Source organism: Halosimplex pelagicum, assembly GCF_013415905.1.
GTDB classification, from domain to species: Archaea; Halobacteriota; Halobacteria; order Halobacteriales; family Haloarculaceae; genus Halosimplex; species Halosimplex pelagicum.
In genome coordinates, this window is sequence record NZ_CP058909.1 from 2,489,159 (window position 1) to 2,502,347 (window position 13,189).

General features: G+C 55.4%; 16 protein-coding genes. 12 read left to right on the plus strand and 4 right to left on the minus strand.

Annotated features, from left to right (window positions below; genetic code table 11):
- The first annotated feature begins 73 nt into the window (after window positions 1–73).
- The 9 genes from HZS54_RS12380 (at window position 74) to HZS54_RS12420 (ending at window position 8,228) form a co-directional block, all read left to right on the plus strand.
- Window positions 74–1,024 (plus strand): PIN domain-containing protein, encoded by a 951-nt coding sequence (locus HZS54_RS12380; RefSeq protein WP_179922832.1) that lies wholly within the window; start codon window positions 74–76, stop codon window positions 1,022–1,024.
- Between the two features lie 7 nt (window positions 1,025–1,031).
- Window positions 1,032–1,487 carry a hypothetical protein gene (locus HZS54_RS12385; protein WP_179922833.1) on the plus strand — a complete coding sequence of 152 codons (456 nt, stop codon included), beginning with the start codon at window positions 1,032–1,034 and terminating at the stop codon, window positions 1,485–1,487.
- A 35-nt stretch (window positions 1,488–1,522) separates the two neighbouring features.
- Window positions 1,523–1,948 (plus strand): DUF7964 domain-containing protein, encoded by a 426-nt coding sequence (locus tag HZS54_RS12390; RefSeq protein WP_179922834.1) that lies wholly within the window; start codon window positions 1,523–1,525, stop codon window positions 1,946–1,948.
- A gap of 235 nt (window positions 1,949–2,183) precedes the next feature.
- A complete protein-coding gene (locus tag HZS54_RS12395; protein WP_179922835.1) occupies window positions 2,184–4,535 on the plus strand; it encodes a DEAD/DEAH box helicase in 2,352 nt (783 codons plus the stop codon).
- A 41-nt stretch (window positions 4,536–4,576) separates the two neighbouring features.
- Window positions 4,577–5,446, plus strand: a complete 870-nt coding sequence (locus HZS54_RS12400; protein ID WP_179922836.1) for a hypothetical protein — start codon at window positions 4,577–4,579, stop codon at window positions 5,444–5,446.
- A gap of 115 nt (window positions 5,447–5,561) precedes the next feature.
- On the plus strand, window positions 5,562–6,224 hold the full coding sequence (locus tag HZS54_RS12405) for a DsbA family protein (RefSeq protein ID WP_179922837.1): 663 nt from the start codon (window positions 5,562–5,564) through the stop codon (window positions 6,222–6,224).
- 7 nt (window positions 6,225–6,231) lie between these two features.
- Entirely contained in the window at window positions 6,232–6,978 is a 747-nt protein-coding gene (locus HZS54_RS12410) for a MarR family transcriptional regulator (RefSeq protein ID WP_179922838.1), read from the plus strand.
- Window positions 6,965–7,627, plus strand: coding sequence for a hypothetical protein (locus HZS54_RS12415; protein WP_179922839.1), 663 nt, complete (start codon window positions 6,965–6,967; stop codon window positions 7,625–7,627). The genes HZS54_RS12410 and HZS54_RS12415 overlap by 14 nt, the downstream gene beginning before the upstream one ends.
- The gene (locus HZS54_RS12420; protein WP_179922840.1) at window positions 7,620–8,228 is read left to right on the plus strand and encodes an HNH endonuclease; all 609 of its coding nucleotides are present in this window, start codon (window positions 7,620–7,622) and stop codon (window positions 8,226–8,228) included. Before HZS54_RS12415 ends, HZS54_RS12420 begins: the two co-directional genes overlap by 8 nt.
- Before the next feature lies 1 nt (window position 8,229).
- On the opposite strand, the gene HZS54_RS26300 is transcribed toward HZS54_RS12420, so the two are convergent.
- The gene (locus HZS54_RS26300; RefSeq protein WP_179922841.1) at window positions 8,230–8,697 is read right to left on the minus strand and encodes a hypothetical protein; all 468 of its coding nucleotides are present in this window, start codon (window positions 8,695–8,697) and stop codon (window positions 8,230–8,232) included.
- Window positions 8,698–8,793: 96 nt separating this feature from the next.
- Here HZS54_RS26300 and HZS54_RS12430 point away from each other — a divergent pair, with 96 nt between their 5' ends.
- Complete coding sequence (locus tag HZS54_RS12430; RefSeq protein ID WP_179917555.1) at window positions 8,794–9,627, plus strand: JAB domain-containing protein; 834 nt, start codon at window positions 8,794–8,796, stop codon at window positions 9,625–9,627.
- Between the two features lie 66 nt (window positions 9,628–9,693).
- Here the strand turns inward: HZS54_RS12430 and HZS54_RS12435 are convergent, their stop codons facing one another.
- Window positions 9,694–10,134: a hypothetical protein gene (locus HZS54_RS12435; protein WP_179922842.1), complete on the minus strand. Its 441-nt coding sequence runs from the start codon at window positions 10,132–10,134 to the stop codon at window positions 9,694–9,696.
- Window positions 10,135–10,306: 172 nt separating this feature from the next.
- Between HZS54_RS12435 and HZS54_RS12440 the strand changes: the two genes are divergently transcribed.
- Window positions 10,307–11,572: an ATP-binding protein gene (locus tag HZS54_RS12440; RefSeq protein ID WP_179922843.1), complete on the plus strand. Its 1,266-nt coding sequence runs from the start codon at window positions 10,307–10,309 to the stop codon at window positions 11,570–11,572.
- Between the two features lie 39 nt (window positions 11,573–11,611).
- Here the strand turns inward: HZS54_RS12440 and HZS54_RS12445 are convergent, their stop codons facing one another.
- Together HZS54_RS12445 and HZS54_RS12450 are read right to left on the minus strand one after the other, a co-directional pair.
- Window positions 11,612–11,875, minus strand: a complete 264-nt coding sequence (locus tag HZS54_RS12445; RefSeq protein WP_179922844.1) for an FUN14 domain-containing protein — start codon at window positions 11,873–11,875, stop codon at window positions 11,612–11,614.
- A gap of 72 nt (window positions 11,876–11,947) precedes the next feature.
- Window positions 11,948–12,505: a TATA-box-binding protein gene (locus HZS54_RS12450; RefSeq protein WP_179922845.1), complete on the minus strand. Its 558-nt coding sequence runs from the start codon at window positions 12,503–12,505 to the stop codon at window positions 11,948–11,950.
- Between the two features lie 110 nt (window positions 12,506–12,615).
- Here HZS54_RS12450 and HZS54_RS12455 point away from each other — a divergent pair, with 110 nt between their 5' ends.
- Window positions 12,616–13,059 carry a hypothetical protein gene (locus tag HZS54_RS12455; RefSeq protein ID WP_179922846.1) on the plus strand — a complete coding sequence of 148 codons (444 nt, stop codon included), beginning with the start codon at window positions 12,616–12,618 and terminating at the stop codon, window positions 13,057–13,059.
- Window positions 13,060–13,189 lie beyond the last annotated feature (130 nt).

The window sequence follows — 13,189 nt, forward strand, 5'->3', positions numbered from 1 at the left end:
TAATCCGTTTTTGACCTCCGAGGTGAACCGAAAGAGCCCTGGAGTTTAGGGGCACAGGATAGGTAGATCACCTATGGGAAATAGCGCACTTCGACAGCTCGCGGCCCTCGAAGAACAGAAACTAACCGAGAACGCGGGGCAGACCGTTGCCGTCGACGCCCACCACTGGTTGCACCGCTACATGGCGGGCCTCACCAGATACGCCGACCCAGACATCTACGAGATGGAAGACGGTACCGAACTCGTCAACCTCCTCGCGCTATTCAGGGGACTGCCGCCATTACTTCGGCACAGCATCACTCCAATTTTCGTATTCGACGGTGACCCTCACGAACGGAAAGAAGAGACGATACAGAGTCGGAAAGACGCGAAGAAGAAGGCAGAGAAGAAGATGAAGGAAGCCGCCGAGCGCGGCGATCTCGAAGAGATGCGAAGATACAGATCACAGGCCCAATCGCTCACACCAGCTGTCCACGAATCAACGCGAGGTATGCTGGAGCGGCTCGGAGTCCCCTTCATCGAAGCTGGCGGCTCCGGTGAAGCGTACGCTGCAAGACTCGTCGCAGAAGGCTCCGCCGACGCAGTTCTGACCGACGACTACGACAGCCTTCTCTTCGGCGCTCCGCTCACGCTACGGCAGTATTCGGGAGATGGTCCAGCAGAAGCGATGCGACTCGAGCAGACTCTTGAACAGCACGGGATAGATCGTGAGGAGCTCATCGACATCGCGATCCTCTGTGGTACCGACTTCAACGATGGCGTTTCTGGGATCGGCCCAAAGCGCGGCGTCAAGAAGATCAGCAACGGGATGACGGTCGAAGACATCCTGTGTGAACGAGAGGCAGAAATCAACGGTCTCGAAGAACTGCGATCACTGTTCCTGAACCCGGACCTCAATGCCCTACCATCGAGTCAGCCAGAACGTTCAGACCCCGACTTCTCGGCCGTAGAGTCCTATGCCCGTAAGTGGGAGATTCCAGGTTCATACATCAGCGATAATCTGAAGCGGTTCCCGGAGTACTGACTACACGATGGCACCCGAACTATCCTCACCAAATGTCAAAGGGCTGGCTGCGGCACTCCAAGACGCAAGATGCCGACGGCTCAAAGACGTTACAGGAGAAACCGACTTCGGCCTGCAAGAAGAACTAGGTGGGCGGTGTACGCGCAACGCTTACACCTTAGCGAAGACCCTCGAAGACCACGGATTTTCACCGGTCATCATCTGCGGCGGGTTTGCCGACCAGTCAGTAGGACCAGACGGCGTTAGCCGCTCAGAACTACCAACCACAATCGCCGACTGCCGAGACGAGAGCAACATCCACTATTGGGTGGAAACCGAGTATCGAACATATACACTGGATTTAGCGGGCGAATTCCCCACAGATCATCCTCTGCGGTATTCCCCGTTTATCGCCCGGTCAGTCCCCCGCAACTATTACTACCTTGAGGATGGAATCAATTACACGTTCGACATCCCACCGTAGGGATTCAAGTACGAGTTGCCCGCCATAGACAACATATGATACCGTGTATTCCAGAACATGTCGGTGAGAACCCGTGCCCGAGTTGCGGAACGAACCACGAGGAATTCCCAGCACTTCCGAACCGCCCACTTTCGATAGCTGACTGTAGCGAACTCGTCCAAGGAAACGAGATCGACGGCATCATGCCGATCTTCCGAATCCACACGAAAGAGAACTACCAAAAGGCGGTACCTGCCATCGTGATGGTGGTAGGGACGACCGTGAGGATTCTTTGGCTCAATCCGAAGGCCGACAACGACTGGGTTATCGTTCGCGAAGAGACGGAAGTCGATTTCCCCTTCGAGCTCGGAAAGGAGATGGGCGAACAGTTGCGAGACAGCACCTACAAAGAGGACACCATCGAGGGGTACGAAGTTGTCTACCCGGACAACGAACTTCTCCAAGCAGTTGAGTCCAACTGAAGCGTCCGTAGAACCCAATCAGTGCCAGTTAGCTCGGTGCCCGTACCGGCCCTATTATCCGGTGCCCTCAACAGCCTAAGTTCCGGGTGCCCCTTCCTGCCCGGTGCCCTCAACCACTATACGCGACTTAGAATACCGGCCTATAGAGGGTAGAAGGGGTTAGGCGGCCAGTTTTTGTTTCCCGAATTGGAGTGAGAGGAGTATAGCCGAGAGTTCGCGGCTACCAAAGATAGATATGGCAGACACGAAAACAACTGACGCACAGACGAGTAGCATCGAGAGAAGCAGTTCCATCAACGATCAAACGATGATTCGACCACCTGACCTAGATGTTCCTACAGAGGACCAGGCGCTCATCGCCGAACTGATGAGCGTCCACGGATTCGACCGGCTCAAAAAGACGCAAGCCTTCGCGTTCAACAACGGAATTCTCGACGAGGGAAGCGACTTACTCGTCGCGGAGACCGGGAACGGGAAGACGCTCACCGCCGAAGCAAAGACCCTGAAGCACCTCAAGCAGGGGAACCGTGTCGCGTATCTTGTCCCAAGTCGCCAGCTCGTCTGGGACAAGAAAGAAACCATCGAGGACTGGGCAGACCCCGACTACAGTGTGTTCACTGGACAAGGCAAGTACCGGAGTGCCGACGTCGCGGTTGGCACGTTCGAGTCGTTCTATCAAGCGATGCTCCGAGGCGTCGACGGCGTCCGATCCATCGACCTGATAGTGCTGGACGATTTCCACGAGCTCTACTCGGATTTCAGAGGCAGCGCCATCAGCCTCTCTATCGCCGCTTCTCGGTACGAAGACATCGAACTCTACGGTATCTCCGCGACCATCGGCAACCCCGACGAGATCGCCGAGTGGATGGGCGGTGAGGCGCTCATCAGTCCCGAAGAGCGACAGACCCCCATCAAGGAACACGCGATCAACGCAAGTAGCAGCTCGACGAAGCAGGCGGTCGTCGATACGGTCCAGGACAACATCGACAAAGGACCGTTCCTCGTATTCTGTTTCGCGAAATCGTGGACAGAGTCGCGGGCACGCGCTCTCGCAGATGCCGACTTGTTCGACGGGCCTTCGAGAGACCGGGATCTCAGGTCGGAATTATCAGACAAGGTCAACGGCGTTCTCACCAACACCCACCGGGAGATCCTTTCGATGCTACGTTCGGGCGTCGGCTACATCCACGCTGACCTGCCGGGCAACATCAAGAAGTACATTCTCGACCTCTACGAAGAAGGCGAGATCCAGGCGCTGACCACCACGACATCACTCGCCTACGGGTTCGACAGTCCGGTTCAGACCGTCGTCGTCGCAGACATCAAACGACGCGGCGAATACGTAGGCGTACACGAATACGTGCAGTGGGCAGGACGGGCGGCACGGCCCCGTTTCGATTATCCGACAGGTTACTGTTACACCCTGACCGACGACCCCGAGGAAACCAAAGAGCGGTTCTTCGACCCACATCGTGAACTCGAGGACATCCAGAACCACATCGACGATGAGGGGGAGTTCCGCTGGCTCGTGCTGGAACTCATCGCGAACGGCTGGCGGAGCACCGAGCAGATTCAGGACTTCATCAAGCAGACGCTCTACTATCACCAGATGTCGACCGGTTCGGGATGGGGTCGTCGCGAACCGAAGTCGAAAGAGGAGCGTCTCACGGAGCGACTGGATGAGACGGCTGAATGGCTCATCGACAACGGGTTCATCAACGGGAACGATACCCGGTCGGCATTCCAGACGACCCACCTCGGGCGTGGAGCCGTCAACTTCCACTACAACAGCTGGATCGACACGGACCTCCTGAACATCAAGGCGTTCTACAACTGGATCGAGAACGCCGACATCAACGACATCAATCAGTTGGACTACCTGCATCAGGTAGTCAACAACTTCGACATCACGCTCGGGGCGAAAGACGCGAACGGTCGGCTCGAGCCGGTCCTGCGTGACTACGGGTACAACGTCAACGAAGAGGGCGTTACAGCAGGCCTGATTCGCTGGTACTGGATGCGAAACTACTCGACGGAACGGATCGAGCAAGAAACGAAAATCGACCCGACGTACATCCCCGGTACCGCGCGAACGTTGAGCGATACTGTCGATGCCTCAAGCCACATCGTCGAGGCAGCTCCGAACGGCCGTCTCCCAGAGTGGCACGAGAATCTCGTGTTCCGTGTCGAGAAGGGCGTCCAAGAGGATTCGGGGCCACTGGTCGCTGAGATCGACGGGATGGGCCGTGACCGGATTCGCAATCTGCGTGGGTATCTCCAGCAGATGGCGAAACAGACGTTGGACATCGATCCGAATCGTACTGTCTGGACACTCCTGGTCGAGTTCAAGGACCACACGGACACGAAAGCCCAATTCGAGGGTATCCTCAAGGAACAAGTCACGTCGATCGGCAAGGTGACAGCATCGAACATCAGCGAGTTCATCCAAGACAACGACCTCTCTGGGGAAGCGATAACGACAGACGAGGAATACGCCCTCGAAGTGGACACAGACGCCGATGCACCGACGTCGGAAGTGAACGCCGACGCTGAACAGTCCAAGCCCACGAGTCTCACGGACTTCTGAGAAAGCCTCTTTACTGGCCGGTGTAATAGCCTGGATAACGGATGAACCGGAGAGCGTTCCTATCAGGCACCGGTATCGCCGTCAGTGCGGCACTCGCTGGTTGTTCAAGCGAATCGACGCCAGACCCAACCATCGAGAACGTATCTGATGAAGGTACCGAGCTTGCTGTCACCGTCGCAGACGCAGAATACGCAGACAGAGTTGAGTTCAACGTAGAAAACGAAGGTACCACGAAGAAACCGATCTCTGGGGATAGTCCAACCGCGACCTACAGTTTGGGCGACCCAGAAACGCTGGGGACGAAAAAACAGCGACTCCATCATCAGTCTGAGATTCAAATAGTCCTCTACAAGCAAGATGGATCACAGACAGATTTGGCCGACTGGGTATTCAAGCCGGAATTAGAGTTAACTGACGTGATCCATAGCAACGAGTTCAACTACGACCCAGAAAACTACGCACAAAAAGCAACTCCAGTCTTCGAGATCTCGAACACTGGAAACGGCCCTACGAGAATCGGTGAGCTGGTGGTTCTGAACATCGAGAAAGAAGTCCCCCTAGACGATTCCAACCAGACGACCGGCTTCGCCCGATCCCTACTAGCGAGAGAGCCGACAAACGAACGACTACACCCAATCGATTCACACGAGGAGCACGACTACTACATCCCAGGCGGTGAATCAGCGTATTTCGCCGCCAAGGGGCTGTTGACCCACTCTGGAGAGGAACCTAAACAGGTGGAATCGGTCACACAGCATTTCGACGTAGAGATCAGATGGCTCTTTGATGATCTCCGGTACACGGTAGCCACAAAACTCACAGGAGGTATCACGCAATCCAGCGGGGAAGGGATGTACCGCTTCACGGATTACGAACTCAAGAATATCGATTATGCGTCTCCCTTGAGATAGTCTCCCTCTACACATCGATAGAGGGGTGTCTGAGTGACCTGTTTGTATCCCTCGCTGGGGACATGAAGGTGTGCAGAGCAAAGAATAAAACCAGCAGGGTGCATCAATGAATACGATGGACGTCACCCGCAGGCGTTTCCTCGCAGCTGCGACTGTCGGCACTGTCTCGATAGCAGGTTGCATCGAGGGTGAGTTAGCCGATACAAGCTACGACTGCGAGGTTAACGAACCAGCGTCCGTTCCAAACCCATCACAACCCGCTATAGGCGATAAGACAGCCCCCGTCACCGTACAGGTTTACCACGACTACAGCGAGCGGGTTTCCAGTATTTTCGCGACTGAGGTTCTCGGCGAACTACTCAAGTCGAAAGTAGATACTGGAACCGCAAGGTTCGAATTCCATGATCTGCCGGTACCAGGGGAAGAAGAATGGGCTCACCAGTTAGCGAGTGTGGGTCGCTATCTCTTCGCAGAACACGGGCAGGATGCCTACAGACGGTACCTCAACAGGATTTACGAACACCAAGAGGACCTGTCGTGGCAAACCGTCGGTGACATCGCAAACGAAGTAGGCGCACAGCCGTGTACGGTCATCAGTCACGGGAGCTGGAAGACCTACGAAGAGCAGACCGTGAACGACAAAGACGACGCCCTCGCAGCCGGGATCAATGAAGTACCATCAATAGTCGTCAACGGTCAGCGGCTTCACGGCCTCGCCCCAGTCAGTGAATCGTATCAGCAAATTGCCGATGTAATTGACGACCACAGCCAGGCGTGAGCGAACCATGTCAGACACCCACTCCACAGACCAATGTATCGGGGTACCCAAGCACTATCACATCATCCCAGTAGATGTACCCAAGGAACAGGTCATCTTACCGATCGCACGAGAACACCTCGAGACAGATGAGATCGCGATCTTTCCGTTAGAGGAAGATGTCGACGAGGACCTCGACGAACTGACCAAAATCCTCAGAGGGATGCTCGGGCACGAAACAACCGTCGAAGACTGTCTGGCAACAGTCAAAGACGCCTACTCGACAGCGTACGTCAAACTGAAGGACTACTTGGAACGGGATGAGAACTGCAGAGTCTGGGTAAACGTCGCAGGCGCAGCTGATGGCTGTGGCGTAGCATTCAGCCAAGCGGCGACCGCGCTCCAAATTGAGTATCCAGAACACCGGCCGAATATCAACATCTACACGGTCTCAAACGATGGAAAACCAGAGCCAGTTGGAAGTGCTCCTTCCGGGCAACCAACCGACGTCGGAAAAACTATCCTCAGATACCTCTACAGCGGCGAGTCGCCAACATCAATCACCGAATTGGCCCGCTGCCTCAGCAACAAGGAACTGGAGCCCGCATTCCGAAGCAAGGTACAGTACAACGTGAAGAAACTCGAAAAGCAGGGATACCTCAAGCGAGAGGGGGACCATCAGATGCGCCCGCTACTAACACCAACTGGCCGGATGTGGGTAGATGTTCACGCCCACGATCCCGACAACAACGGAGGTAGCCATGAACGCGACTGAACAAGAAACGACTGGAACGACTTTATCAGGCGATGAACTACCGCCCGAAGATGACCCGCACGAACCAACAACCGACACTAAGCACCAAGACGAAAACTCAATCTACCCGATCACGTCCGAATTCCGTGTGAGGGCATCGTTCGATGACGGAGGTCGACATCCCTTCTCTGTTGGCATCACCATCGAGATCCCCTTCGGAGTAGACACCATCCCCACCCAGCGAACGAAAGCAGCTCGTGAAGACATCAACCGAAAAATCGATTGGGAGAACCCCGAATTGGGGGCTTTAGGAACTATCACGTTCAGCGAGAAGGACCACGTCATCAAGTTCTATCCCGAAGAAGAGCGCGATACGAAGACAGTCGGTGAGTGGGTGATGGAGCAGTTCTACTACGTCCTTGAGCAAGCGAACGCAAGTCAGTTCACAGAAGGGGGAATCCCACTCACCGACGTAACAGACATGCAGGATATCGTACACCGAAACCTACCAGGAGAGTTCATCACTGTCGAGGGGGAGTGCAACAAATGCGGAGAAACAGTTCGTGCAGAGACCTACGTCAGCAAAGACGCTGACCAAGGCTTCGCATGGTGCGACTGTGGGATCGGATCATCCTATCCGCGAGTAGACGAAATAGCAAGCGATGATTGAAGACGGACGAAGCCACAGGTACGGCGACGACCGACAGACGTACGTTCCAATCAGCACCATTTTCAGCGACACAACCGACGAAGGATGCCGGGTATGCGGAAACCCAGTTACAGACCCTTTCAAGCTCTACTGCAGCCGGTACTGCAAGAATCTGGCCGAAGCTATCCACTCTCTACTAACTTGGGAGTCGGTACGAACATTCGTTCGAGACCATCGCGACGATCGAACCTGCCAGCGATGTGAACGCAAGTCAGGCGAGGACCTTCCTGATAACGTATTCTTAGAAGTCGACCACATCAAGCCGATAAGCAAGGGAGGTCACCCATTCGACCCCCGAAACCTCCAGACCCTCTGCGAACCCTGCCACGACATCAAGGGAACTTCAATCGAGGACTTCCGCGACAAAGACCCGAAAGAAGCACCAAAGAAACAGGAGTTCGCAAAGACAGTACTGAGCGATTTTACCGACGCAGAACCAGAACCAGATGGTCCGTCGTTGCTTGAATTGGGAAAGCAATCTGAGAGAGACGATACACCTTCAGCGTTAGAACTGGGCAGGGAACAGTCCGAAAACAACGACGGCGTTGACAGGAGCGAGTAGACTACTTCTTTCCCAAGAGCAGTTCGTTCAAACTCTCCGATAGCGACTCGGCTTCCCCAACTGTCGAACGCGAGTCAGCATCCTCGACGATCGTATCCTCCGGTAGAACCGAATCAACATCTACGTCGACATCTGCATCCGAGGCATCGGTTTCTTTCCACTCGGGAGCATCTTCCTCTCGGGGCAGCTCGACCAGCCTGTCGGCCACCTTTTCGACGTGGTGATCGTCGAGAAACAAGTAGTCCGCACCGTCACGATCCGCCAACATCACTCGGCTGACCGTGCCCCGAACTTCGTACGTACCCGGTTCTTCAGGAAAGGATATTTCGCCACCAGCACTCAATTCAAGGGGCAAATCCCGATACGGACGGTCAACTCCAAGATTGCCATCCTCATCCTGCAAGACGCGAATTCGCACAGAATCTCCCGAGCTGGGAGCAGAACGCCCATCGACGAGATTGTGTTCCATGCCTGAAAGAAAGGTTGGAGGAGTATTTGAATCTGTTCACCGGACCATCAGCGCAAGCAAGATGAACTATTTTTACCGTCCCGGTTGGGTGAGACTATGAGTACGGAGAAGGCTGCCTCAGCAGCAGGAGCAGACAACCAGAAAGAGGAACTATTCGGCCAGCTTCCAGACGAAGTGAGCGGTTGGAGGAAACACAGTCGAAAACCGGGCGAAACGCTCTTCGAGTATTGGAAGAAGGGTTCAACCCACATCGTCGGAGCTTACGAACAGATCGTCGCCAAGCAACTGAGAGATGGCGAGATTCGGGTAACAAAACGCACCTACGACCAATTCAGTCATCTACTGAATACTCGAAACCTCATCGAGAAGTCGCCCGACGACACACACCGCCTGTGGCGAACTGCGAAAGAACGTATGGAAGAGTTCCCCGGCAACGAAGCATTCGACGAACCCCCGAAATTACCCGACGCTATCGGAGAGTGGGAACTCGTCTCTGAAAGCCACGAAGAGCCGTTAGAGGTGACCACGTGGGAACGACCATTCGGAACTGCCGAACTCGACGTCGAACAGACCGACGTGGTCGCTCACTACTCCCACACAAAGCGCCCACACCAGATTCGGTATCGTGAGCCGGACACGGACGCAGAGATCGTCGTCGACGGAGTTCCACGCACCAGCGCCTTCGAGATAGCGATAAACTCCTTGAACGCCCTCACAGCGCCCGTTAGCGAAATGGTGCCTCAGCAGGATACACTAGAGTCCGTGAAAGGGATCGGACCAGCGAAAAGCCGCCAGTTCATCCTACTCGGTATCACAAGCCCCGAGGACCTGAGGAGTTACCTGGAGTCAGACTCACCGCCAGTAAATCACCATCACGATGAAGCAATCAAGAAACTCCTGACGACGATCATCAGAGAGCAATTCCTGTAGACTACAGGGCTGTATAGTTCGTTATATCTGGCCGGTCTATAATTCACAGAGAGGCAGGAGAGAGGGTTAGGATACTGGGTTGAGGTCAGCGCGTTCGCTGATCCAGTCTCCGAATAGAATCCCGTCATCAAGTGGGATATCGTACCACGTCTGCCGTCGTTTGGCCGGGGCGGTATCTTTGTTCGGAGTGCCGTCCGTTTGCACCCGGCCGGCGGAATACACGTAGGCGTTCCCCAGGCGTGGGGTATCGAAGAAGACAGCCACAGGGCAATCATGCGCGTCGGCGCGACGGACGACGCGGGCGGGGAACGAAGCCAGATCCTTGTACGGATACGCTTTCGTGATGCAGTAAACCGGACCTCTGCACGTCTTTATCTTCAGGCAGTACACGCCACGCTCGTCTCTGAACACACGGATTGTCGGCATCCCCCACTGGGCAGCGTTCTCTCGCAGGACACTGATTTTGCTTTTCGTAGACTCCGCTTGGGCGGGGTGCTGCCCAGGCATTGTGATTAGTTCACATCGCGGCGTCTTATACGTTACCCCCTGTTGGGCGCTGGAGTCAGTTATGTTCGTAGATTCGTAGATGGGACACGCTTACCACATCCCAGATCACCTTAGGAGCCGTGACATTAATGCTATATCAGTGCTATGAGAGTAACGTAGTCAAATGCCCAGTGTGAGTATATCGGAATGGCTCAAAGGCCTCCTCGACGAGAAAGTCGAACGAGAAGGCCACACAAGCTTTGACTCTGCAATTCGCTCTCTCGCCTATGAAGCAGGCGAACACAGGCGAGACACTCAACCAACCACGACACGAAGCTCAACAGACGTCCATCCAACGGACCCGTTCGACACACTCGGTCAGATCGTCGGTCGGTTCGGTGGCATAGGAAGCAAGAAGAACCTAAAGCAGAAAATGGACATCCACCGCCTAACGGGGCTGTATCCTGATATAACGACGATAGCAATTTCCCCGACCGGGCATTTCGAGACCTTCAGTGAGTTTGACCGAGTCACCGAACACAACATCTCGAACAGCGGTATCAACCCGCTCACCATCACGCAGCCGGCAAATCCAGTGGCCAGTAACCAAGAGCACATACAGACATCTGTGTCCCAAGTGGTCTCCCACCTACGCGCCTTCCTCATCAATGGAGAGGGAGCAGGAAACGAGGAGGCCCAAATCGGCGCGCTTCAGAAGGCGGTCTTTCAGTTATACGAACTAGGCGGATACACGGAGGAAGAAGCATCCCCTCAGGAGGAACAGCCAACATTGGCGGACCTCCACGAAACGCTCGATAGATTAACGGATGACCCGGAGGAGTCTAATACTGTACGAGAGGCTGCCAGTAGCCTCGTCAAAACCCTTGATGAGCACAAAGCTGGAGACGTATACAGACTACTCAACAAGTCGGGCCGCCTCGGGATCAAGGAGAACGAGATGAATCTCATACAGCTATCAGATATCACTGGTAGTACCCACGCGCAGGTGGTGAACTCGGTAGCGGTACTGAACGCCATTCGTGAAGGACAGGCCATCTCTGGTCCTGTTCTCATCGTGCTCGACGGGGCACACTACTACTTCAGCCAGAATCCGTTCCGAGAGGTGCTCTGCCAGGAGTTTAGACACGCTCGGCATCACAACATCGCCTACGACTACAACACCCAACGCCTTGCTGATGTCTCTCGTGAAGGCGAGTCAGTCATCCATGAAACCAGTGTAGTCGAGATACACCCACCATACCGTGCTGAAGAAGAGGCGGGGGGCGAGGAAATGGGGTTGGAATCCAGTCTGTCTGAGGAACACTGGGAGTTCCTGGATATGCCTCCTGGTGAGGCACCAGTAGAGTATCTCCAACGGACGAAAGAAACCGGGTGGAGTATCTGCGCCTACAATCCGCAGGGGAGAGAGAAAGAGCTCCTCCAGCAGCACTTCAACTGACGAGAATGCGCGAGGCGTATCGGTTCTCGAGTCTTGTCGCTATCCCTTACGGAAGCCGACAGCAGCGCCAACCGCGAGACCGCCACCAACCGGAAGCGACGAGATGAGGTTCACGGCAACCGGTGGCATTCCTCCGCCGTCTCCCGCTGTGATGACGGCCATGTTCTGGACCGCTTCCCAGTTGACGGTGATGACGCCCTGCTGTTCGAAGTATGCGAGGACCGCCGCATGGACGCCCGCAAGTATGGCGACCAGCTTGATGACCTTCTTGACGGCGAAACCGATCACAGCTCCGACGACCATTCCTCCTCCGCCTTGAGCAGCGAGTTGTGGTGCGTTGATTTCCATCGACTCGCGAGTAAGAGGGGGGTGGAGTTATGCGGCGAGCCCCAGATCGTTGAGGCGGTTCTGGACGGTCTCGACAGCAGCGGACGCCTGATGCGTCTCCTTCCCGCCAGTGATGACCGCCTTCCCGGACCCGAACAGAAGTGCGACTACTTCGGGGTCGTCCATCCGGTAGACGAGACCGGGGAACTGTTCGGGTTCGTACTCGACGTTCTCCAGGCCGAGGCCGATCGCGATAGCGTTGAGGTTCAGTTGCTCTCCGAGATCGGCGCTCGAGACGATGTTCTGAACCTCGATGTCTGGGTCAGGGGTCACGTCGACACCGAGGTCGCGGAGTTCGCTGACCACCTGGTTCAGCGCCTCGTGGACTTCGTCGATCGCCTTCGCTCCGGTCGTGACGACCTGCCCGCTACGGAAAACGAGCGTGGCTGCCTTCGGGTCTTGAGTACGGTACACGAGTCCGGGGAAGTTCTCGGGGTCGTAGTGGGCCGCTGGCAGGTCTTCCGACAGCTGGCTCAGGTTGAGCTCCTGTTCGAGCGACGTGGATGCCACTACGTTCTCTATCTGGACGCTTTCTTCCGTTGGCATACATATTCGATGGACGCAATCCCTTATAAAATCTCGTCTTTGCCCACCATCTTGGAGTAGAATAGTCGCGGTTGTTTTTGCCCCCCGATTAGTGGTAGAGGGTTCTGAGTATGATACACACGGATACTGGATGGAACACACAGGCGATCGCTTTGGGTGTGGGTCGTGATGGAATCGACCCGGCCACCGCAGCAATTCTGGTTCGAGAATTCGAGTCCTGTCCCGAGTGTGGGGCTGGAATCGACCCAGACGCAGGAGATGCTCTTCGAGAAGACCGAGACGCCATCTGGGAAAACGATGCCCGGTACAAGTCCAACGCCCAGGAGTGCGAGAACTGCGGCTCCCAGTTACGGATCTTTGTCGAGGAGAAAGCCATCAGTGTGGTCCGCGAGGAACAGCTTCCAGACAACGCCAGCGAGAACGAGACACTACATTTCGTTCCGGTCGAGGGAGACGATTCGTACCTCCAGATCAACACCTTCCACCTGAACGTCAGTCAAGCAACGCCAAGGCAGTCTGATTCCAGCAGTTCCCCGACGCCTGCGGATTACTGAGTCCCGACAATGCCCGATGCTTCTCCTCCCGTGAGTACCTGCCTGAACAGGGTAGAGCGAAACGGAGACACACCGCACTCCGAGTTAGCTCCTGCTGTTCGGGATAGATTGACGGACGTCGATTTCGGAC

Excerpts from the sequence above, each read along its gene's own strand:
- HZS54_RS12380 (WP_179922832.1), top strand. The coding sequence starts at position 74 with ATGGGAAATAGCGCACTTCGACAGCTCGCGGCCCTCGAAGAACAGAAA.
- HZS54_RS12385 (WP_179922833.1), top strand. The coding sequence starts at position 1,032 with ATGGCACCCGAACTATCCTCACCAAATGTCAAAGGGCTGGCTGCGGCA.
- HZS54_RS12390 (WP_179922834.1), top strand. The coding sequence starts at position 1,523 with ATGATACCGTGTATTCCAGAACATGTCGGTGAGAACCCGTGCCCGAGT.
- HZS54_RS12395 (WP_179922835.1), top strand. The coding sequence starts at position 2,184 with ATGGCAGACACGAAAACAACTGACGCACAGACGAGTAGCATCGAGAGA.
- HZS54_RS12400 (WP_179922836.1), top strand. The coding sequence starts at position 4,577 with ATGAACCGGAGAGCGTTCCTATCAGGCACCGGTATCGCCGTCAGTGCG.
- HZS54_RS12405 (WP_179922837.1), top strand. The coding sequence starts at position 5,562 with ATGGACGTCACCCGCAGGCGTTTCCTCGCAGCTGCGACTGTCGGCACT.
- HZS54_RS12410 (WP_179922838.1), top strand. The coding sequence starts at position 6,232 with ATGTCAGACACCCACTCCACAGACCAATGTATCGGGGTACCCAAGCAC.
- HZS54_RS12415 (WP_179922839.1), top strand. The coding sequence starts at position 6,965 with ATGAACGCGACTGAACAAGAAACGACTGGAACGACTTTATCAGGCGAT.
- HZS54_RS12420 (WP_179922840.1), top strand. The coding sequence starts at position 7,620 with ATGATTGAAGACGGACGAAGCCACAGGTACGGCGACGACCGACAGACG.
- HZS54_RS26300 (WP_179922841.1), bottom strand. The coding sequence starts at position 8,697 with ATGGAACACAATCTCGTCGATGGGCGTTCTGCTCCCAGCTCGGGAGAT.
- HZS54_RS12430 (WP_179917555.1), top strand. The coding sequence starts at position 8,794 with ATGAGTACGGAGAAGGCTGCCTCAGCAGCAGGAGCAGACAACCAGAAA.
- HZS54_RS12435 (WP_179922842.1), bottom strand. The coding sequence starts at position 10,134 with ATGCCTGGGCAGCACCCCGCCCAAGCGGAGTCTACGAAAAGCAAAATC.
- HZS54_RS12445 (WP_179922844.1), bottom strand. The coding sequence starts at position 11,875 with ATGGTCGTCGGAGCTGTGATCGGTTTCGCCGTCAAGAAGGTCATCAAG.
- HZS54_RS12450 (WP_179922845.1), bottom strand. The coding sequence starts at position 12,505 with ATGCCAACGGAAGAAAGCGTCCAGATAGAGAACGTAGTGGCATCCACG.
- HZS54_RS12455 (WP_179922846.1), top strand. The coding sequence starts at position 12,616 with ATGATACACACGGATACTGGATGGAACACACAGGCGATCGCTTTGGGT.